This window comes from Streptomyces chengmaiensis, assembly GCF_029846775.1.
Classification (GTDB): domain Bacteria; phylum Actinomycetota; class Actinomycetes; order Streptomycetales; family Streptomycetaceae; genus Streptomyces; species Streptomyces chengmaiensis.
Map to the genome: position 1 here is coordinate 58,492 of NZ_JARWBG010000034.1, position 19,466 is coordinate 77,957.

Sequence of the window (19,466 nt, forward strand, 5' to 3'; positions counted from 1 at the left end):
CGGCGCAATGGGACGCTCCGGGAGAGCCCGGAACTTCGCCCACACGAGTAGGCTTTGGAGTAGGCATGGGCTTTTTTTCATGGTTTAGCCGGAAGGCGAGCGAGGCTGCTGAAACCACGGAGGAGGCGGCTGTCGGCACGGTGACGACAGAGCCCACGGCGGAGTCCGCGTCGGAGTCTGCGGAGTCCGCCGCCGGTTCGGCGGAGCCGGCCGCGGCCGCCGGGACAGCCGACGAGGCCGGATCTGCCGAGTCGGCCGAGGAGGAAGCGGGACCGGCCGCGGCGGCGGCCGACGGGGCGAAGGCGGATCCGGATGCCGAGGCCGCGGCGGCGTCCGGCGCAACGGCCGGGGCTGCCTCCGAGGCAACGGCTGAGGCGACGGCTGAGGCTGAGTCCGAGACGACGGCCGAGACGACGGCTGCCGACGACTCCGAGGACGCCGCGAGCCCCGCCGTCGACTCTGTGGAGATTCCCAAGCAGCAGTCGGCCGAGGAGGCGGCGGACAACGAAGCCGGAGAGAGTGCCCGTAAGTAGTCCGTGATGAGGAAGGTGACCCATGGGGCTCGTGGATACGCTCAAGGCCAAGCTCGCCCCGGCCAAGGAGAAGGTGTCTGACCTCGGGCACCGGCACGGGGGCAGGATCGGGCACGGTCTGGACAGGGCCGCGAAGGCGGCCGACGAGAAGACCAAGCACAAGTACAGCAGCAAGATCGAGACCGGTGCCGGGAAGGCCAAGCACGCCCTGGGCCGCCTGTCTCACAAGGGCGAGGGCCGCAAGGACGACGGCACCGCACCGCCGGCTGCCTGACGGTTACGGCGGACGGCCGCGGAACAGCATGTTCCGCGGCCGTCCGCCGTTCTGCGCCGGGGCTTCGCCCGGAAGAACGACGCCGGGGCCTGTCCCGGAGGGGCCGGGGCGTCCCGCCCCTCGGGGGCGGGACGCGCCGTGACCGGGCGGCCGCTACGACCAGGCGGCGACGAAGTAGCCGACGCCGTAAGGGGCGTCGTCGTAGAGGAGCTGCCCGGACAGCCGTGTCCCCTCGGCCGCGCCCGCGAGCACCTGCCACGGAGCGCGCCCGACCGCCTGGAGCTCCTGCGCCAGCGGCACGTCCAGGGCCATCAGCGCCTCGGTGTCGGCGGCGGCCAGGGCCCGGGAGACCGTCGCGTCGAAGCCGGCGGCGCGGTCGTCCAGATAGCCGGGGGCCTTCAGGGTGCGGCACGCGGTGCCGTCCCCCAGCACAAGCAGCGCCACCCGCCCGGCGCGGGCCGAGAACTCCCGCCCCAGGGCGGCGCAGCTCTCCGCGGCCAGACTCTCCTCGACCGCGACGCCCTCCAGCGGGGCGTCCGCCCAGCGGACCCTGTCCAGCAGCCAGGCGCCCACGGCGAGCGAGGGCGGCAGCTGCCGCTCCGGGGCTGGGCCGCCGGCCCGCCCGAGGGTGACGGACATGTCCAACCCGAAGCCCAGGAAGGAGCCCCGGGCCCCCTCGGGGTGGTTCCCCGCCTGCCCGGGGGCGGCCGGGCCGACTGCCACAAGGCGGTCGGGCCGGGCCGCGGCGAGCACACCCAGGGCGTCGGCGCACGCGGTCCGGGCGGCATCGAGCTCAGGGGCCGCCCCTGCGGCGACCTCGGGCACGAGCAGAGGAGGACAGGGGCAGACGGCGGCGGCTACGAGCATGATCGGCAGCCTAGCTCCGTACGACGCCCCTCACCGACACCGGTCGGCACCGGCAAGCCGCCGGTCGGGGGCCAGACGCAGATCTGGCGCCGGGCCGGGGCCGGCCAGCTGCCGGAGGCCGTGCCGGCACGGCGACGCGGCGGCCGCCGGGCGCGGCTCCTCAGACGGCGGAGCAGCCGCTCGCCGCCTGCGGCAGAGGGGCCGGGACCCCGACGGTGGGAAGCCCCAGCATGACCCCCGCCGGCGCGGCCGCCTCCGCCGCGTTCCGCTTCTCCCAGGCGTCACCGGCGCGCGTGCGGCGCACCGACCGCACCGGTCCCTCGGCCAGCAGATGGTGCGGCGCGGCGTAGGTGACCTCCACGGTCACCACGTCGCCGGGGCGCACCTCCTCCTCGGGCTTGCTGAAGTGGACGAGCCGGTTGTCGGGAGCGCGGCCGGAGAGGCGCCGGGTGGCGTCGTCCTTGCGGCCCTCGCCCTCGGCGACCATGACCTCCAGGGTGCGTCCGACCTGCTTCTTGTTCTCCTCCCAGGAGATCTCCTCCTGGAGGGCGACCAGCCGCATATAGCGCTCCTGCACGACCTCCTTGGGGACCTGGCCGTCCATCTCGGCCGCGGGCGTGCCGGGCCGCTTGGAGTACTGGAAGGTGAAGGCGTTCGCGAAGCGCGCCTCGCGGACCGTGTGGAGGGTCTGTTCGAAGTCCTCCTCTGTCTCGCCGGGGAAGCCCACGATGATGTCGGTGGAGATCGCCGCCTGCGGGATGGCCTCGCGGACCTTCCGGATGATGTTCAGGAAGCGCTCCTGCCGGTACGAGCGGCGCATCGCCTTCAGGACGGTGTCGGATCCGGACTGGAGCGGCATGTGCAGCTGCGGCATGACGTTCGGCGTCTCGGCCATCGCCTCGATCACGTCGTCGGTGAAGTCGCGGGGGTGCGGCGAGGTGAAGCGCACCCGCTCCAGGCCCTCGATCTTTCCGCAGGCGCGCAGCAGCTTGCTGAACGCCTCGCGGTCGCCGATGTCGGAGCCGTACGCGTTGACGTTCTGGCCGAGCAGGGTGACCTCGGAGACGCCCTCGGCGACCAGGGCCTCGATCTCGGCGAGGATGTCGCCCGGGCGGCGGTCCTTCTCCTTGCCGCGCAGCGCGGGCACGATGCAGAAGGTGCACGTGTTGTTGCAGCCGACGGAGATCGAGACCCATGCGGCGTACGCGGACTCCCGGCGGGTGGGCAGCGTGGACGGGAACGCCTCCAGCGACTCGGCGATCTCGACCTGCGCCTCCTCCTGGACGCGGGCGCGCTCCAGCAGAACCGGCAGCTTGCCGATGTTGTGGGTGCCGAAGACCACGTCGACCCAGGGCGCCTTCTTGACGATGGTGTCGCGGTCCTTCTGCGCCAGGCAGCCGCCGACGGCGATCTGCATGCCGGGCCGCCGGGACTTCACGGGCGCGAGCCGGCCGAGGTTGCCGTACAGCTTGTTGTCGGCGTTCTCCCGCACGGCGCAGGTGTTGAAGACGACGACGTCGGCCTCACCCTCCGCGGCTTCGGGCGCGCGCACATAGCCGGCGTCCTCCAGCAGGCCGGACAGCCGCTCGGAGTCGTGGACGTTCATCTGACACCCATAGGTGCGCACTTCGTAGGTTCGGGTGACGTCCACTGTCTGGCTCCGGTCGCTGCTGGTCATGGCACAAGGGTAGGCGTTCCCCGGAGCGGCCCGTACGCGGTGCTCCCGGTCCGGGGCGCGGGCCCGCACTCTTCGCAGTCGCCGCGCAACCGAGCGCGTGGCCCCTCGTTCGTCAAGGCACATCGGTGACAGCGAAGGAGCGCTCGCATGCCGTACCGCCGTGGACGTCTCCTGCCGGCCCTCCTCGCCGTTCTCATCGCAGCCGCCGGTCCAGCGGCAGCGGACCCGGCGGCAACCAATGCGGCGGCCGACCCGGCGGCAGCGAACCCGGCGGCAACCGGTGCGGCGGCCGACCTGGCGGCAGCGGACCCGGCGGCAACCGGTGCGGCGGCGGCCAACCCGGCCGCGGCGTCCGCGGCTGCCGTCGTCGACGGGCCGGTGCTCGGCCGCAACTTCCCAGATCCCGACGTGGTGAAGATCGGCGACACCTACCACGCGTACGCCACCAGCACGGTCGGCAGGAACATCCAGCACGCCACCTCGCGCGACCTGGTGAACTGGACACTCGCCGCCTCCGACCCCCTGCCGGCCCTCGGGGCGTGGGTGGACGACGGCCACCGCCGCGTTTGGGCGCCGGACGTATTCGACAACGGCGACGGTTACACGATGCACTACACCGCCCACGACAGGGCGAGCGGCAAGCAGTGCATCGGCACGGCCCTCGCCTCCTCCCCCGACGGGCCGTTCCGGCCGGTGGGCGACGCACCGCTGATCTGCCCGGCCGGGCAGGGCGGCGCGATCGACGCCGCCGGATACACCGTGAACGGCCGGCGCCACATGCTGTGGAAGAGCGACGGCAACTGCTGCGGCCTGGACGCCTGGATCCATCTGCAGCCCGTCTCGGGTGACGGGACCCGCACCGCCGGACCCGCGGTCCGGCTGTTCAAGCAGGAACTCCCCTGGGAGGGCGGGGTCGTCGAAGCGCCCACGCTCATCAGGCGTGACGGACGCTACGTCCTCTTCTATTCGGCCGGCTCCTACGAGGGCTACGGGTACGCCACGGGCTATGCCGTGGCCGACCGCCTCACCGGCCCGTACACCAAGGCCGCCGAACCGCTCATCTCCACGGAGTCGTTCGCGGGTGCGGTACGGGGCCCCGGCGGGCAGGACCTGGTGACGGGCCCCGACGGCCGCGACCGCACCGTCTTCCACGGCTGGAACGCCGACCGCTCCCAGCGCTTCATGTACGCCGCCGACCTTGTCTTCGCGAACGGCCGCCCGTTCGTGCGGGGCAGCGCCGTGCGGTACCAGGCAGAGGACGCCCGGCTGCACCGGGCCAAGGTGCGGGAGGCCGCGGGCGCTCTCGGCGGCCGGGCCGTCGCGTACATCGACCGCGACGACAGCTCTGTGGAGTTCCGTGCCTTCGCCGTGTCGGCGGGCGTCCATCTGCTGTCCGTGCGCTACGGCAACGGCTCCCTGGACGAGGGCCGTCCGGCGGGAGCCTCGCACAACCTGTCGGTCAACGGCGAGGACGCGGGGGTCGTTCTCTATCCGTACACGGGCTGGGACACCTGGCGGCACGCCCGTCGGCCCGTGGTCCTGGCAGCGGGCTGGAACACGATGCGGCTGTCCAAAGGCGAGCGCCACGCGGAGCTGGACTGCCTGGAGGCCGGCTGACGACTGCGGCGGACTGCTGCGGCTGCGGGTCTGCGCCGGACGGCAGACGGCGGACAGGCGCGGCTGTGACTGCGCTGAGGCTGCGACTCCGCGTCGGACGGCAGACGGCCGGGGGACGCCGGGGGACGGCCGGGGGACGCCGGACAGGTGCGGCGGGCGGCTGAGTGCTGAGCGCCGGGAAACCCCGTCAGCCCCACTTCTGCCGACTGGTCCGGTCACAGGCGAGCGTCCGCAGGCCGCTGCCGCTGTCGTCCAGGCACCTGCGCGTCACCCCGCTCCGCACCTCGACCGACTCATCGTCCCAGACGGTCACCGACCAGGTCTGAGACGCGGGGGCGGAGGAGCCGCGCGGCACGGCGCGCAGCCCTGAGCTCCCGTCGTCCAGGCACCGCCCCGTGGCATGGTTCCTCAGCCGGTGCGTGCCGTCGGCGAGGGTGTGGACGGTCCACCACTGGTAGCTCATCCCGTTGCACTTGTAGGTGCGCAGCTTCTCGTCGAGGCTGTCGTCGAGACAGCGGACGAGGCTGACACTCGACGCGTGCCGAAGTGATCACACTCCGTGTCGGGCCGGGGGGGGCGGGCGCCCTCGGCCCGACATGCGCGTTGTCTGGGACGATGCCGGATCCTCCGCTTCTGGCTACATCCAGCCAAGGCCTGGCCATCACAGGGAGTGAGCTGGCAGGATCGCTGCATGTCCTCGGCGTCCCGAGCGCTCTCGGCGTTCACTGCATTCACCGCTCTCCCGGTGTTCCGCCGCCTCAGCCGCCGCCGTGCGCTGACCGGCGCGGTTGCCGGGCTCGTGGTGTCCGGGCTGCTGCTGTGGTGGGTGCTGCCGTTCGGGGCGTCGTCGCCGAGCGGGTCCCTCGTCTTCAGCACAGGAGTGAGCAAGGGCGTCTACCAGCGGTACGGGACGCTGCTGAAGGACGCCCTCGGCCGTGATCTGCCGGATGTGGACATAGCACTGCGGACCAGCGAGGGCTCGCAGCAGAATCTGGCCCGGGTGACGTCCGGCGAGGCGGACTTCACCATCGCCACTGCCGACGCCGTCGCAAAGTACAAGCGGGACGGGCTGCCGGGCGCGGAGGAGCTGCGCGGCTGCGCCCGGCTCTACGACGACTATGTGCAGCTGATCGTGCCCATGGCGTCGGATGTGAAGTCGGCGCGTGACCTGAAGGGCAAGCGGGTCGGCGTAGGACATGACGGCTCGGGGGTACGGATCATCGCCGACCGACTGCTGAAGGCGGCGGGCCTTGATCCCAAGAACGACATCACCCCTGTTCCGGAGGGCCTGGATACGCTGCCGGGCCGGCTGGAGCGCGGCGAGATAGATGCGTTCTTCTGGTCGGGCGGGCTGCCCACCGGGACGGTGCAGCAGCTTTCGGAGCGATTCTCGATCCGGCTGGTGCCTCTGGAGGAGGAGCTTGTGGAGCGGCTGCACACGGTCGGCGATCCCACGAGCCACTACCGCTCAGCCGTGATACAGCCGAATGCGTACTTCCATGTGCAGGACGGCCAGGCCGTGCCGACGGTGGCGGTGGCGAATCTGCTGGTGACGACTGATCGGATGGACCCGGAGATGGCCGAAGGGGTCACCCGCACGGTGATCAACAGCCGGGACGGCATAGGCCAGTCGGTCCACCCGGCCCAGCGCGTGGATCTGCGTACCGCGGTGTATACGGACCCGCTGCCGCTGCACCGGGGGGCCCGGCACTACTACCGCTCGGTCAAGCCCTGAGGGCTGTCGTTCCACCACGTCCCAAGGGCTGCCACTCCGCCGGACCTGGGGCCACTGCACGGCCACCGCGCTGAGGGCTGCCGTTCCACCACGTCCCGAGGGCTGCCACTCCGCCGGACCTGGGCTACTGCTCGGCCACCGCGCTGTGGGCTACCGCTCGACCACGCCCTGAGGCGCACGCCCGCCCGCGGCCCGGGCATGACCGCGCCTGCCCGTACCCTCCTCCTTCTGCGCGGCGGTGTCGTCCGGGGCCATACGGGGGACGGCGACCGTCACCCGCAGGCCATGCGGCTCCCGGTGGGCGTAGGAGAGCGAGCCTCCGCCCGCCGACAGCAGGGCGCGCGAGATGGACAGCCCGAGTCCCGAGCCTTTGACGTTCTGATGCCGGCCGCTGCGCCAGAAGCGGTCGCCGATGCGGGCCAACTCCTCATCGGTCAGGCCGGGGCCGTGGTCCTCGACGACGATTCGCGACACCTCGCCGTGGGCGGCTGCGGAGACGGAGACCTCTTCACCTCGCGGAGTGAACTTCAGCGCATTGTCGATCACCGCGTCCAGGACGCTGGAGAGCGCGACGGGGTCGGCCCAAGCGGCGACGGGGGCCGTCAGGTCGCTGAGCCGGACGCCGCGCTCGTCGGCCAGCGGACGCCAGGCCGAGACCCGCTCGGCGGCGAGCTCGCCCACGTCGACCAGTTGCAGGTCCGCAGCGGCATGCTCCGCCAACGCCAGATCGAGAAGATCGTCCAGCACCTGCGCCAACCGCTTGCCCTCGGTGCGCACCGAGCCGATCTCCTCGTTTCCCGCAGGCAGTTCGAGCGCGAGGAGCTCGATGCGCAGCAGCAGTGCGGCCAGGGGGTTGCGCAGTTGGTGGGAGGCGTCGGCGACGAAGGCACGCTGCTGTTCGAGGACCTCTTCGACGTTGTCGGCCATCTCGTTGAAGGAGCGGGCGAGCCTGCGCAGCTCCGGGGGGCCGCTCGCCGCCGCGACGCGCGACTTCATCCGGCCGGTCGCTATGTCGTGGGTGGCCGCGTCAAGGATGCGCACGGGCCGCAGCACCCAGCCCGTGAGCCGGAAGGCCGCGCCCACGGCGAGCAGCATCGCCGCGGACTCGCCCGCGACGATCAGCAGCCAGCCGCGCACCACCCGCGAGCGCAGTTGGTCGGTGGGCGAGTCGGTGAAAACGACGGCGACGACGTCGCCGTCCCGCACCACGGGCGAGGCGACGACGAGCCGGGCGTCGGTCTGCCAGGGCCAGACCTGCGGAGGGTCCGAGCTGCGCCGCCCGGACAGCGCCTCCTGGAACGCCTCCCGGCTGTCGCCGGTCTCGGGCACCCACCAGTCCTGCGGGGCGCGGGCCATCGTGGAGTCGTTGTAGTAGAAGACGCCCGCCTTGATGCCGTACGTGTCGTGGTAGCGGTCGAGCTGCGCCTGAAGTGTGGCGCGCCGCTCGTCGAGGGCGGGCCCCTCGGTGACGAACTGCGCCAGGGCCGCGAAGCGCACGGTGTCGTCGATCCGGTCGACGACGACCTGTTGCTGCTGCGCCGCGGCGAGGCTGACGGCGAGCGGGAAGCCGAGCGCCAGCAGCACGCCCGCCATGAGGACGATGAGCAGAGGGAGAAGTCGGGTGCGCACGGGGGTCTGCGGGCCTTGGTCAGTCGCCGGCCGCCACGCCGGACACCGGCGCCACGAGGCGGTAGCCGATGCCGCGCACGGTCTCTATGAGGGAGGGCATCCGGAGCTTGGAGCGCAGCGAGGCCACATGTACCTCAAGCGTGCGTCCCGTCCCCTCCCAGCTCGTCCGCCACACCTCGCTGATGATCTGCTCCCGGCGGAAGACGACGCCGGGCCGCTGCGCGAGCAGCGCCAGCAGATCGAACTCCTTGCGGGTGAGCTGGACCGTCTCGCCGTCGACGCTGACGCGCCGCGTCGGGAGTTCGACGGTGACGGCGCCGAGCCGCAGCGCCTGCTCCTCGGGGCCCGGCCCGACGTCGTCTCCGGCGGCGGTGCGCCGGCTGACCGCGTGGATGCGGGCCAGCAGTTCTCCCGTGTCATAGGGCTTGACGACATAGTCGTCCGCGCCGATGTTGAGTCCGTGTATCCGCGAGCGCACATCTGAGCGCGCGGTAACCATGATCACGGGGGTGGAGGTGAGCTTTCTGATCTTTCCGCAGACCTGGTAGCCGTCCTGGTCGGGCAGGCCGAGGTCCAGCAGGATGACCCCGAAGGGGGGCTTGCCCTCGTTCTTGGCGGGCAGGACGGAGTGCAGCGCCTCCTCGCCGTTGCGCGCGTGCACCACCGTGAAGCCATGGCGTGCGAGCACGGCGGAGAGCGCGGCGGCGACATGGTTGTCGTCCTCCACGAGCAGCAGTCTCATGACGGCCCCTCTCCCTCTTCCGTTCGCGCGGTCGTCATCTTCACCCGGTGTGCGGTTCATGGTCATCCGGTGCTGTGGTGCACACGCGGTTGGTCATCCGTTGTCCGGCATCGGACGGCAATGCACCCAGGGGCATCAAGTCCGATGCCCGCCATGCAGTCAAGGGGCTTCCCGTTGCGGGGCGATATCCGTTATGCACCCGGTACTCCAACCTCTCGCCCCTTAACGCAGAGTGCCCGGCCGCAGCCGGATCGTTATGCTCAATTTCCGCTCAGATGTGCTGACGCTGGTCGGACACGGTGATTACTGTCCCCTTCCAACCGAGGAGGACGGAGCAAGAGCCGATGAGCGGAGTATCAGTGACCAAGGACGCCGGGGATGCAGGGGACGCCGTTCCCGCGTCGGGCGACCTGGTCGTGCTGAGCTGTGTCAACAAGCACTTCGGCGCGTTGCATGTGCTCCAGGACATCGACCTGACGATCGCCCGCGGCGAGGTCGTGGTCGTGATCGGACCGTCGGGGTCCGGGAAGTCCACGCTGTGCCGCACGATCAACCGCCTGGAGACCATTGACTCCGGTGCGATCACGATCGACGGGAAGGCGCTGCCCCAGGAGGGCAGGGAGCTCGCCCGGCTGCGCGCCGACGTCGGGATGGTGTTCCAGTCGTTCAATCTCTTCGCACACAAGACGGTGCTGGAGAACGTGACGCTGGGGCAGCTCAAAGTCCGCAAGACCGACAAGAAGACGGCCGAGGAGAAGGCCCGGGCGCTGCTCGACCGCGTGGGAGTGGGCTCCCAGGCGGACAAGTACCCGGCGCAGCTCTCCGGCGGTCAGCAGCAACGCGTCGCCATCGCCCGGGCGTTGGCGATGGACCCCAAGGTCATGCTCTTCGACGAGCCGACCTCCGCCCTGGACCCCGAGATGATCAACGAGGTTCTCGAGGTCATGCAGCAGCTGGCGCGGGACGGGATGACGATGGTGGTCGTCACCCATGAGATGGGCTTCGCCCGCTCCGCCGCCAACCGCGTGGTGTTCATGGCGGACGGCAGGATCGTCGAAGAGGCGACCCCCGATGAGTTCTTCAACAACCCGCGCAGCGACCGGGCCAAGGACTTCCTGTCGAAGATCCTTCACCACTGATCACAGTGCCGGCCGCATCCGGCCGGCGCTGATGCGCAGTTCGACAGGACAGCTCACCATCGATCGATCTATCCGAGGGAAGTTCACCCATGAAGCTCCACAAGGCAAGCGCGGCCGTCGCCGCCGTTCTGACCCTCTCCCTGGCCGCCACGGCCTGCGGCTCCGGCGAGGACTCGGGCAGCGGCGGTGACAAGATCACCATTGGCATCAAGTTCGACCAGCCCGGCCTCGGCCTGAAGACGCCTGACGGCAAGTACACCGGCTTCGACGTCGACGTCGCCACGTACGTCGCCAAGGAGCTGGGCTACGAGGCCTCGGACATCGTCTGGAAGCAGGCCCCCAGCGCCGAGCGCGAGAACCTGATCAAGAACGGCGATGTGAAGTTCGTGGTCGCCACCTACTCGATCACCGACAAGCGCAAGCAGGAGGTCGACTTCGCCGGCCCGTACCTGCTGGCCCATCAGGACCTGCTGGTCCGCGCCGATGACTCCTCCATCACCAAGGTCGAGGACCTCAACAGCAAGAAGCTGTGCTCGGTGACCGGCTCCACCTCGGCGCAGAACGTCAAGAACAAGCTGGCGCCCAAGGCCGACCTGCAGCAGCTCGGCGGATACTCGGAGTGCCTGACCGGCCTGGAGAACGGCGCCGTCGACGCCCTTACCACCGATGACTCCATCCTGGCCGGCTTCGCCGCGCAGCAGCAGCACCAGGGCAAGTTCAAGCTCGTCGGCCTGAAGATGAGCGACGAGAACTACGGCATCGGACTCAAGAAGGGCGACAAGGACCTCCACAGCAAGATCAACAAGGCTCTGGAGAAGATGAAGTCCGATGGCTCCTGGGACAAGTTCGTGAAGGCGAACTTCGGCCCGGCCAACTACAAGAACGAGCCCGCCCCGGAGATCACCGAGGCCAGCTGAGGCAGCGGTGACGCGCCGCCGGCCACAGCGGCCGGCGGCGCGCACCACCATCCGACCACGGGAGAGCGCGGGGCAACGTGTTCGACTTTCTTGATTCCGGGCAGTACGACCTGCTCGGCGCCTTCTGGGTGACCGTTCAGCTCACCCTCTACTCAGCGATTGGTTCCCTGATATGGGGAACGCTGCTGGTCGGCATGCGGGTCAGTCCGGTGCCGCTGATGCGGTCCTTCGGAACCGGCTATGTCAACGTCGTCCGCAACACTCCGCTGACGATCATCATCATCGGCTGTTCGCTGGGTCTCAGCCAGACGCTGGGCATCAACCTCGGCGCCGACAACTTCAAGGACATCGGGTTCCGGCTCGCCGTCCTGGGCCTCACCGCCTACACCGGCACCTTCGTCTGTGAGGCGCTGCGCTCCGGCATCAACACGGTGCCGGTGGGCCAGGCCGAGGCGGCCCGTGCCCTGGGGCTGAGCTTCACCCAGGTGCTGAGGCTGATCGTGCTGCCCCAGGCGTTCCGCTCGGCCGTCACTCCGCTGGCGAACGTGCTGATCGCACTGACGAAGAACACGACCGTGGCAGCGGCGATCGGCGTCGGCGAGGCCGCACTCCTGATGAAGGAAATGGTCGAGAACGAGGCCCAGGCGCTCTTCACCGTCTTCGGCGTCTTCGCCTTCGGCTTCATCGTTCTGACCCTCCCCACCGGCCTGCTGCTCGGCTGGGTGTCCAAGCGTGTGGCGGTGAAGCGATGAGCTCCGTTCTGTATGACTCCCCCGGCCCCAAGGCCAAGGGGCGCAACTACGTCTACACGGCCGTCTTCCTTGTGGTCTTCGCGCTCGCCGCCTGGTGGGTGCTGGCCAAGATGGCCGACAAGGACCAGCTGACGGCGGAGAAGTGGAGCCCGTTCTTCACGGACTCCCAGGTGTGGACCACCTATCTGCTGCCCGGCCTGTGGGAGACCGCCAAGGCGGCCGCCCTCGCACTGGTGATCGCGCTGCCTCTGGGTGCGCTGCTCGGCATCGCCAGGCTCTCCGACCACGCCTGGATCCGGGTGCCCGTCGGGGCCGTGGTCGAGTTCTTCCGCGCCATCCCGGTGCTGCTGATGATGGTGTTCGCCAGCGCGCTGTTCGTGCAGTTCACGACGATCTCGTCGGACATCCGGCCGCTGTACGCGGTGGTGACCGGCCTGGTCCTGTACAACGCCTCGGTCATCGCCGAGATCGTAAGGGCGGGCATCCTGTCCCTGCCCCGCGGCCAGACCGACGCGGCGAAGGCCATCGGCATGCGCAAGGGCCAGACCATGACCTTCGTGCTGCTGCCGCAGGCCGTGACGGCCATGCTGCCGGCGCTGGTCAGCCAGCTGGTCGTGATCGTCAAGGACACGGCGCTCGGCGGCGCCCTCCTCGGCCTCCCGGAACTGATGACGCAGACCCGCAACATCCCGGCGAACTACGGTGCGAACACCATTGCCGCACTCACCGTGATCGCCGGACTGTACATCATCGTCAACTTCGCACTCACCAGCCTCGCCGGCTGGCTGGAGGGCCGGATCCGGCAGGCGAAGAAGGGCAGTGGCGCGGTCGTCGACATCAAGACGGTCGACGCCGGAATGGGCGGCGGCGCCGCCTGACGGACTGACGGAGAGCGGCAAGGGGCGGTGGCGACGGCGCTGCCGCCCCTTCCCGTGTGCCGCCAGCGGCGTCTGAGGCCCCGTCACTTGACGCGGACACCGGCAGTGGGTTGCATACGTTCTGTGATCAAGCACCGGGCTCCCTCCGTACCTCCCCGTATGAACCGCCGGGCCCCGGGAGCCGCGCCATGGACCCGGTGATCGTCGTCGGCGCCGGCCCCGTCGGGCTCACCCTCTCCCTTGCGCTCGCCCGCCAGGCGGTGCCGTCGGTTGTGCTCGACGAGGGGTCGGCCGCGGACGAGTCGCGCCCCGCCCGTACGGCGGTGCTGCGCCCCGACATGGCCGCCCTGGTGGAACGCCTCGGTTGTACGACGGTGCGTGACGAGGGCGTCCGCTGGACCGGATGGCGGCTGCTGCGGCGCGGCCAGACCGCGCGCAGCGTGCCTCTGGGGGACCGGGTCGCCCCGGCCCCTCTGCACATTCCGCAGCACGCCCTGACACGGGGGCTGCGCAGCGCGGCCGAATCCCACCGGCTGATCCGGCTGGTCTCCGAGAGCCGACTCGACTCGCTGGAACAGGACGACACGGGCGTGACCGTGCACACCCGCGGGTCCGAGGACGCATGGTGGCGCGGCAGCCATCTGGTGGGCTGCGACGGGGCGCGCTCCACCGTGCGCAAGCTCCTCGGCATCCGCTTCCCCGGCCGGACCGCGGTGGAACGGCATGCCGTGGCCGCGCTGCGCGCCGAACTGCCCTGGCCCGGTGAGGCGTTGCTGCACCGCCGGCCGCCGTGGCGCTCGGGCGGCGAGGAGATCACGGCCCGGCCGCTTCCGGACGGCGTCTGGCGGATCGACTGGCTGCTGCCGCCGCGAGGAGAACTGGTCACCCCCGACGCACTGGTGGCGCGGGTGCGGGACACCCTGGCCGGCTGGTGCGGCGAGATCCCGCCGTACGACCTTCTGGACACCGGAGTGCACACCCTGCACCACCGGCTGGCACGGCGCTGGCGGGTGGGGCGGGCGTTCCTCGCGGGGGACGCGGCGCATCTGCTCGGGGCCGTGGGCACCCACGGGCTGGACGAAGGGCTGCGGGACGCCGACAACCTCGCATGGAAGCTGGCCCAGTGCCGGCACCACGGCACCTCGGAGACACTGCTCGACAGCTACCAGGCGGAGCGGCGAGCCGCGGTGGCGAGCCGACTGCGGGCCGCCGACCAGTGGCTGCCGATACTGCGGGGCGGCGGGGGGCTGCGGGGCTGTGTGCCGGGCGCGGCACGGACCCATGACTCCCTGCTGAGCGAAGCTCATCTGGGGCAGGGGCCGCTCGGCGCGCCGCCCGTCCATGCGCACTCGCCTCTTGCACCCGAGTACGCCTCCTCCCAGACGGCGGTCGGCACGGAGGCAGGGGCCCCGGCAGACGACGTACGGGTGACCGCACCCGACGGCAGCAGCGCGCGCCTGTGGGAGCGGCTGGGGCAGGGCCGGCTGCTCGTGGTGCTCGTCGCACCGGGCACAGGTGTGTGGGACCGGCGGCACTGGGTCTCCGCGGGCGTCATGCCGCGGCTGGCGGCGGCGGTGGCGGCGCTGCCGATGCGGGCGGAGCTGCTGGTGACGGAGAGCTATCCGGGGGCGTCGGCGCACACCGTGCTGCTGGTGCGGCCGGACGGGCATCTGGCCGCGGCGTTCGCCGGTGTGCGTCCGGCGGAGTTGTACGGCGCAGCCGACGCCGTCCGCGGCGGCGCGCCTGCCGCGGCCCGCACGGACCGCACGGCGGACGTCACCTGACGGGGTGTGGGGTGGGTGTCTCCCTCCCCCGGCACCCGAGCGCGTGGGGAGCTCCCACCCCGCAACATGGCTCAGCCAGCGACGCTGGCGGCTGCTTCTCCGGACAAGGCCAGCAGTCGGGCAGGGGCCCCCGAGGCCGCATCGACGGTCCTCAGGGCTTCCTGCAGCAGGTGTCGGTTTCTGCCAGACCTGATCTGGCCGAGGAGTGTTGTGATCTTCTGTAGCTCTTCTTCGGCTTCGCTCCACGCCCTGGCTGTCGCGTAGCTGCGCAGGAGCTCGATGCGGTACAGCATGACGCCCCGGGGTGTGGCTTGTGGAAGAACGGATCGGAGCTTGCGGACTGCCGCGTCGGGGCTTCCAAGACTCAGCAGCGCGTGTCCGGCGTGGCCTGTGACTTCGCGGTGGTTGACCCACCATGTCCACTCGGGGTCACGGGGGTGCAGGGATTCCTCCAGCCCACCATGAGCCGCGTCGAGATCCGCCAGAGCGTGCCTGCGGTCTCCTGCTTGGGCATGGGCTCTGCCACGTCTCATGTGCGCCAAGAGTGCTACGCGCGGCGGGATGCGGCGCTCGGACAACAGCTCCTCTGCGATGCGCCGCGTCTCGCCCGGTCGGCTGAGCTCCGTGTCGAGCATGGCGAGCATATCGAGGGCGAACCACTGCCTCGGCCTGTCGCCTGCATGCCTGGCGAGCATGTGTGCTTCGAGAAACGCCCTGCGGGCGGCATCCCAGCCGCCTGCGTCGAAGAGGAGCCACCCGGCGACTTGGGCGGCTTGGGAGACGGCCGCCAGATAGCGTCGCTGGGCCTTGTCCGGAATCTCTCCCGAGTCGAGTCTGCTCTGCGCGGATCGCCAGACCTGGACGGCAGCGGGGGCAACCGTGTCTCCGCCGTACCGGTCGGCGTGTACGAGCAGGTACGCGGCGCTTTCCTGCATGCGCGCAATGTCTGAGGCCGGGCCGGGGGGCTCGCCGTCGGGGCAGGCGGGCGGCGTAACGCGCTCAGCGAGTGCCGCCAATTGCCCGTCTGCGTCCAGCAGTTCGTCGAGCGCTGCGGCCAACTGCGCTGAAGGGTGTTGGCGGCCGTTGACGACGCGGGACAGATACGCCACGTCGTATCTCAGAGCACGGGCAGCGCCGCGCATGCTCATTCCCCTGTCTGCGAGCAGTGCGCGGAGCCGGGTTCCGAAATCGGCGGTCATCGTGTGCCCCCTGGTGTTGACCGTCGTCTCCAGAGTAGCCGTCAACGGCGGTCAACTCCCTTTGCGCACGCCCGGTGGCAAGGATGGCGGGGACACAAGGACCCCGGCGGCCTGGCAGGGCCCCGGGGCAGTGGCCAACCTGAGAGAGCAGGTCGACATGACCGACCTTATCCGTGTGCTCGCCGTGCGGGCGAGACTGCTGTACCGGCCCCGCGTCGACGGCCGACATCATGCCCGCGTCGCCGATCTGGCGTACCGGCCCGTGGCCGACAGTCCGGCCGCTCTGTCGCTGGCTTGGCCCGCCTGCCGGTGCTGCCGCTGCGCGGGAGGCGAGCGGTGAGCGGCCGCCGGTCAGTCGTCCGCGTACGGGCGGACGCGGAGCGTTCCGGTCGGTCTGGTGAGTGCGAGATGGGCGAGCACTTTCTCTGCCACCCGCAGGACGTCTACGCCAGCGGCACTCGGCGGGCCGGTGAGCGGCCGGCGTTCACACTCCGGTGCGCGTGCGCCTGCCACAAGCCCCCGCCGCCGGACGGCGACAGACATCAGAGCGCCTCGGGCTCCGGGAGGTCGTCCAGTGACTCCCCCTCCGCTTCGAGCGCCTGGCGGACCACTCGGAGCGCCAGGCCTTCCGGGTAGCCCTTGCGGGCGAGCATGCCGGCGAGGCGGCGCACGCGGCGGTCGCGGTCGAGGCCGCGGGTGGCGGGGAGTCTGCGGGCGACCAGCTCGCGGGCCCGTTCCTCCTCCTGCTCGGAGTCGAGCCGTCCGACCGCCTCGTCGATCAGCGCGGAGTCCACGCCCTTGGTCCGCAGCTCGCGGGCGAGGGCACGTCTGGCCAGTCCACGTCCATGGTGCCGGGACTCCACCCAGGCGCCCGCGAACGCCGCGTCGTTGATCAGTCCGACGTCCTCGAAGCGGGAGAGGACCTCCTCGGCCACCTCATCGGGGACCTCCCGCTTGTGCAGCGCGTCGGCGAGCTGCTTGCGGGTGCGCGGCGTGCCGGTGAGCAGGCGCAGGCAGATCGCCCGCGCCCGCTCCGCCGGATCCTGGGGTGACAGCTCCGTCTCGGCCCTCGACGAGTCGGGGCTGTCACCCGGCCATTCGGTTCGCCGGGGCATGCGCTAGCCCTTGGCTGCCGCCGACTTGGCCGACTTGGCCTTGGCGGCGGACGCGGGCGCCGGCTTCGCCGCGTTCTCGGCGGAGGTGGTCGCGCCGGCGGCGTCCGCGCCATGCTCGGCATCCGACGCGTCCGGCATGACGCCGACGCCCAGCTTCTCCTTGATCTTCTTCTCGATCTCGTTTGCGAGGTCGGGGTTGTCCTTGAGGAAGTTGCGGGCGTTCTCCTTGCCCTGGCCGAGCTGGTCGCCCTCGTAGGTGTACCAGGCGCCGGCCTTGCGGACGAAGCCGTGCTCCACGCCCATGTCGATCAGGCCGCCCTCGCGGCTGATGCCCTGACCGTAGAGGATGTCGAACTCGGCCTGCTTGAAGGGCGGCGCGACCTTGTTCTTGACGACCTTGCAGCGGGTGCGGTTGCCGACCGCCTCGGTGCCGTCCTTGAGGGTCTCGATACGGCGGATGTCGATGCGCACGGAGGCGTAGAACTTCAGCGCACGGCCACCGGTCGTGGTCTCCGGGGAGCCGAACATCACGCCGATCTTCTCGCGGAGCTGGTTGATGAAGATCGCGGTGGTCTTCGACTGGTTCAGCGCGCTGGTGATCTTCCGCAGCGCCTGGCTCATCAGCCGCGCCTGCAGACCCACGTGCGAGTCGCCCATCTCGCCCTCGATCTCGGCGCGGGGCACCAGGGCAGCGACGGAGTCGATGACGATCAGGTCCAGGGCGCCGGAGCGGACCAGCATGTCCACGATCTCCAGCGCCTGCTCGCCGTTGTCGGGCTGGGACAGGATCAGATTGTCGATGTCGACGCCGAGCTTCTTGGCGTACTCGGGGTCGAGGGCGTGCTCCGCGTCGACGAAGGCGACCTGGCCGCCGGCCTTCTGCGCGTTGGCCACCGCGTGCAGGGTCAGAGTCGTCTTGCCGGAGGACTCCGGGCCGTAGATCTCCACCACGCGGCCGCGCGGCAGCCCGCCGACGCCGAGCGCGACGTCAAGCGCGGTCGAACCGGTCGGGATGACCTCGATGGGCTCCTTCGACCGCTCGCCCATGCGCATCACGGCGCCCTTGCCGAATTGCCGTTCAATCTGCGCGAGCGCGGCGTCGAGCGCCTTCTCGCGGTCGGTTCCTGCCATGGGTTCCACCCGGTTTGCTTGAGTCGATCGCTTCACGTCAAAGACGCTAACCCCTGCCACTGACAATGGGCCCCGACGCCTTCCAGCCTGTGGACAACCGCGGCCGGAATCCATAAGAATAGATGTTCGATTTTGGTGTCAAGCGCGCCACACGCACCCGCGCCGGGCGCTTCTGCAGAGCCCGCTCGGCAGTTCCGGTCTCCCGCTCCACGGCTCCGGTCACCCGCTCCACGGCTCCGGTCAGCGGCGCAGCGCCCTGCGTGCCCGTGCGAGCGCCCTGCGGCCGGGGGCCCGTCTGCGGCGCCCCTGCACCCGGGGGTCGTCCGTCACGTCGTACCGCTTCACATACGCCCCCAGGAACGCCTGGAGCGTGGCCACCGCCGGGATCGCGATCAGCGCGCCCACCGCACCCAGCAGCGCCGTGCCCGCGACGACCGAGCCGAAGGCGACCGCCGGGTGGATGTCCACCGTCTTGGCGGTGAGCTTGGGCTGCAGCACATAGTTCTCGAACTGCTGGTAGACCACGACGAAGCCGAGCACCCACAGCGAGTACCAGGGGTTGACCGGGAAGGCGATCAGCATCGGCAGCGCGCCCGCCAGATAGGTGCCGATGGTCGGGATGAACTGCGAGACCAGCCCGACCCAGACCGCGAGCGCCGGCGCGTACGGCACTTCGAGGATCTCCAGCAGGATGTAGTGCGCGCCTCCGGAGATCAGGGCCATCAGCCCGCGGGAGTAGAGATAGCCGCCCGTCTTGTCGACGGCGATCTCCCAGGCGCGCAGCACCTCGGCCTGCCTGGTCGGCGGCAGCACGGAGCACAGCGCACGCCGCAGCCGGGGCCCGTCGGCCGCGAAGTAGAACGAGAACAGGAAGATCGTCAGCAGTTTGAACAGCCCGCCGAGCACGGTGGTCGAGACGTCGAGCACTCCGCTGGCGCTGTCCTCGACGTACTTGCGCAGCCAGTCGGAGCGCAACAGGCTGTCCTGCACCTCCACCCGGGAGAGCTCGGTGTGGAAGGTCTGGTTGATCCAGTTGATCACGTCGTCGAGATAGCGGGGGAAGCGCTCCACCATCTCGACGATCTGCCCGGCCAGCATCGAGCCGAGCAGCACCACGAAGCCGATCCCTGCGACGAGCACGCCCAGGAACACCAGGAAGGTGGCGAGTCCGCGCCGCATGCCCCGCTCCGCCATCCGCCCGACCGCCGGCTCTACGGCCAGCGCCAGGAAGAAGGCGATGAGGATGTTGATGAGCAGCCCGATGAGCTGGTGGAAGGCCCAGCTGCCGAGCTGGAAGCAGGCGTAGAGGGCGAGTGCGAGGATCATCGCGCGCGGCAGCCAGCGGGGCATCCGGACCGGGCCGGCCGCCCCGGTGGCGGTCCCGGGCGGCGGCGGAGGCGGCGGCGTCGGCGCATGCCCCTGGGCAGGCACCGAGGCGCGCACTCCCGCGGACGCGGCGCCGCCCGGCGCGCGGGG

18 protein-coding genes and 1 pseudogene are annotated in these 19,466 nt (G+C 70.7%); 10 read left to right on the top strand and 9 right to left on the bottom strand.

The window, feature by feature from the left end:
- The first annotated feature begins 140 nt into the window (after positions 1-140).
- On the top strand, positions 141-533 hold the full coding sequence (locus tag QCN29_RS24945) for a hypothetical protein (protein ID WP_279930932.1): 393 nt from the start codon (positions 141-143) through the stop codon (positions 531-533).
- A 22-nt stretch (positions 534-555) separates the two neighbouring features.
- Entirely contained in the window at positions 556-807 is a 252-nt protein-coding gene (locus tag QCN29_RS24950) for an antitoxin (RefSeq protein WP_279930933.1), read from the top strand.
- Positions 808-960: 153 nt separating this feature from the next.
- Here QCN29_RS24950 and QCN29_RS24955 read toward each other — a convergent pair whose 3' ends face one another.
- Both QCN29_RS24955 and miaB read right to left on the bottom strand, forming a co-directional pair.
- Positions 961-1,674, bottom strand: coding sequence for a class III extradiol dioxygenase subunit B-like domain-containing protein (locus QCN29_RS24955; protein WP_279930935.1), 714 nt, complete (start codon positions 1,672-1,674; stop codon positions 961-963).
- A 160-nt stretch (positions 1,675-1,834) separates the two neighbouring features.
- Positions 1,835-3,352: a tRNA (N6-isopentenyl adenosine(37)-C2)-methylthiotransferase MiaB gene (gene miaB / locus QCN29_RS24960; protein ID WP_279930936.1), complete on the bottom strand. Its 1,518-nt coding sequence runs from the start codon at positions 3,350-3,352 to the stop codon at positions 1,835-1,837.
- Positions 3,353-3,499: 147 nt separating this feature from the next.
- On the opposite strand from miaB, the gene QCN29_RS24965 reads away from it, so the two are divergent.
- Positions 3,500-4,969: a family 43 glycosylhydrolase gene (locus tag QCN29_RS24965; protein WP_279930938.1), complete on the top strand. Its 1,470-nt coding sequence runs from the start codon at positions 3,500-3,502 to the stop codon at positions 4,967-4,969.
- Positions 4,970-5,156: 187 nt separating this feature from the next.
- Here the strand turns inward: QCN29_RS24965 and QCN29_RS24970 are convergent.
- A pseudogene (locus QCN29_RS24970) lies at positions 5,157-5,474 on the bottom strand (RICIN domain-containing protein); the annotation flags it as partial.
- Between the two features lie 186 nt (positions 5,475-5,660).
- Between QCN29_RS24970 and QCN29_RS24975 the strand changes: the two are divergent.
- On the top strand, positions 5,661-6,704 hold the full coding sequence (locus QCN29_RS24975) for a TAXI family TRAP transporter solute-binding subunit (RefSeq protein ID WP_240137908.1): 1,044 nt from the start codon (positions 5,661-5,663) through the stop codon (positions 6,702-6,704).
- Between the two features lie 150 nt (positions 6,705-6,854).
- On the opposite strand, the gene QCN29_RS24980 is transcribed toward QCN29_RS24975, so the two are convergent.
- Together QCN29_RS24980 and QCN29_RS24985 are read right to left on the bottom strand one after the other, a co-directional pair.
- Positions 6,855-8,333, bottom strand: a complete 1,479-nt coding sequence (locus QCN29_RS24980; protein WP_279930939.1) for a sensor histidine kinase — start codon at positions 8,331-8,333, stop codon at positions 6,855-6,857.
- Positions 8,334-8,352: 19 nt separating this feature from the next.
- On the bottom strand, positions 8,353-9,075 hold the full coding sequence (locus QCN29_RS24985; RefSeq protein ID WP_279930940.1) for a response regulator transcription factor: 723 nt from the start codon (positions 9,073-9,075) through the stop codon (positions 8,353-8,355).
- 344 nt (positions 9,076-9,419) lie between these two features.
- Here QCN29_RS24985 and QCN29_RS24990 point away from each other — a divergent pair, with 344 nt between their 5' ends.
- From QCN29_RS24990 to QCN29_RS25010, 5 genes are all read left to right on the top strand, one after another.
- Positions 9,420-10,214 (top strand): amino acid ABC transporter ATP-binding protein, encoded by a 795-nt coding sequence (locus tag QCN29_RS24990; protein ID WP_240137911.1) that lies wholly within the window; start codon positions 9,420-9,422, stop codon positions 10,212-10,214.
- An 89-nt stretch (positions 10,215-10,303) separates the two neighbouring features.
- On the top strand, positions 10,304-11,131 hold the full coding sequence (locus QCN29_RS24995) for a glutamate ABC transporter substrate-binding protein (RefSeq protein ID WP_279930943.1): 828 nt from the start codon (positions 10,304-10,306) through the stop codon (positions 11,129-11,131).
- Between the two features lie 77 nt (positions 11,132-11,208).
- Positions 11,209-11,883 carry an amino acid ABC transporter permease gene (locus QCN29_RS25000; protein ID WP_279930945.1) on the top strand — a complete coding sequence of 225 codons (675 nt, stop codon included), beginning with the start codon at positions 11,209-11,211 and terminating at the stop codon, positions 11,881-11,883.
- Positions 11,880-12,761 carry an amino acid ABC transporter permease gene (locus QCN29_RS25005; protein ID WP_279930946.1) on the top strand — a complete coding sequence of 294 codons (882 nt, stop codon included), beginning with the start codon at positions 11,880-11,882 and terminating at the stop codon, positions 12,759-12,761. Before QCN29_RS25000 ends, QCN29_RS25005 begins: the two co-directional genes overlap by 4 nt.
- Before the next feature lie 188 nt (positions 12,762-12,949).
- Entirely contained in the window at positions 12,950-14,545 is a 1,596-nt protein-coding gene (locus QCN29_RS25010; RefSeq protein WP_279930947.1) for an FAD-dependent monooxygenase, read from the top strand.
- A gap of 71 nt (positions 14,546-14,616) precedes the next feature.
- Here the strand turns inward: QCN29_RS25010 and QCN29_RS25015 are convergent, their stop codons facing one another.
- Positions 14,617-15,789, bottom strand: coding sequence for a helix-turn-helix transcriptional regulator (locus QCN29_RS25015; RefSeq protein WP_279930949.1), 1,173 nt, complete (start codon positions 15,787-15,789; stop codon positions 14,617-14,619).
- A 112-nt stretch (positions 15,790-15,901) separates the two neighbouring features.
- Here QCN29_RS25015 and QCN29_RS25020 point away from each other — a divergent pair, with 112 nt between their 5' ends.
- Positions 15,902-16,084 carry a hypothetical protein gene (locus tag QCN29_RS25020; protein ID WP_279930951.1) on the top strand — a complete coding sequence of 61 codons (183 nt, stop codon included), beginning with the start codon at positions 15,902-15,904 and terminating at the stop codon, positions 16,082-16,084.
- Between the two features lie 202 nt (positions 16,085-16,286).
- Here QCN29_RS25020 and recX read toward each other — a convergent pair whose 3' ends face one another.
- The 3 genes from recX to QCN29_RS25035 all read right to left on the bottom strand — a co-directional run bounded on the left by recX (position 16,287) and on the right by QCN29_RS25035 (position 19,340).
- A complete protein-coding gene (gene recX, locus QCN29_RS25025; RefSeq protein WP_279930952.1) occupies positions 16,287-16,859 on the bottom strand; it encodes a recombination regulator RecX in 573 nt (190 codons plus the stop codon).
- A gap of 3 nt (positions 16,860-16,862) precedes the next feature.
- On the bottom strand, positions 16,863-17,990 hold the full coding sequence (gene recA / locus QCN29_RS25030; protein WP_279930953.1) for a recombinase RecA: 1,128 nt from the start codon (positions 17,988-17,990) through the stop codon (positions 16,863-16,865).
- 240 nt (positions 17,991-18,230) lie between these two features.
- Positions 18,231-19,340, bottom strand: a complete 1,110-nt coding sequence (locus tag QCN29_RS25035; RefSeq protein WP_318036738.1) for an AI-2E family transporter — start codon at positions 19,338-19,340, stop codon at positions 18,231-18,233.
- Between the last annotated feature and the right edge of the window lie 126 nt (positions 19,341-19,466).

What these genes read in the sequence shown, in the direction of transcription:
- QCN29_RS25005 (WP_279930946.1), top strand. Translation starts at nt 11,880, where the DNA reads ATGAGCTCCGTTCTGTATGACTCCCCCGGCCCCAAGGCCAAGGGGCGC.
- QCN29_RS24990 (WP_240137911.1), top strand. Translation starts at nt 9,420, where the DNA reads ATGAGCGGAGTATCAGTGACCAAGGACGCCGGGGATGCAGGGGACGCC.
- QCN29_RS25035 (WP_318036738.1), bottom strand. Translation starts at nt 19,340, where the DNA reads ATGCCCCGCTGGCTGCCGCGCGCGATGATCCTCGCACTCGCCCTCTAC.
- recA (WP_279930953.1), bottom strand. Translation starts at nt 17,990, where the DNA reads ATGGCAGGAACCGACCGCGAGAAGGCGCTCGACGCCGCGCTCGCGCAG.
- QCN29_RS24995 (WP_279930943.1), top strand. Translation starts at nt 10,304, where the DNA reads ATGAAGCTCCACAAGGCAAGCGCGGCCGTCGCCGCCGTTCTGACCCTC.
- QCN29_RS24985 (WP_279930940.1), bottom strand. Translation starts at nt 9,075, where the DNA reads ATGAGACTGCTGCTCGTGGAGGACGACAACCATGTCGCCGCCGCGCTC.
- miaB (WP_279930936.1), bottom strand. Translation starts at nt 3,352, where the DNA reads ATGACCAGCAGCGACCGGAGCCAGACAGTGGACGTCACCCGAACCTAC.
- recX (WP_279930952.1), bottom strand. Translation starts at nt 16,859, where the DNA reads ATGCCCCGGCGAACCGAATGGCCGGGTGACAGCCCCGACTCGTCGAGG.
- QCN29_RS24975 (WP_240137908.1), top strand. Translation starts at nt 5,661, where the DNA reads ATGTCCTCGGCGTCCCGAGCGCTCTCGGCGTTCACTGCATTCACCGCT.
- QCN29_RS25020 (WP_279930951.1), top strand. Translation starts at nt 15,902, where the DNA reads ATGACCGACCTTATCCGTGTGCTCGCCGTGCGGGCGAGACTGCTGTAC.
- QCN29_RS24965 (WP_279930938.1), top strand. Translation starts at nt 3,500, where the DNA reads ATGCCGTACCGCCGTGGACGTCTCCTGCCGGCCCTCCTCGCCGTTCTC.
- QCN29_RS24950 (WP_279930933.1), top strand. Translation starts at nt 556, where the DNA reads ATGGGGCTCGTGGATACGCTCAAGGCCAAGCTCGCCCCGGCCAAGGAG.
- QCN29_RS25010 (WP_279930947.1), top strand. Translation starts at nt 12,950, where the DNA reads ATGGACCCGGTGATCGTCGTCGGCGCCGGCCCCGTCGGGCTCACCCTC.
- QCN29_RS24955 (WP_279930935.1), bottom strand. Translation starts at nt 1,674, where the DNA reads ATGCTCGTAGCCGCCGCCGTCTGCCCCTGTCCTCCTCTGCTCGTGCCC.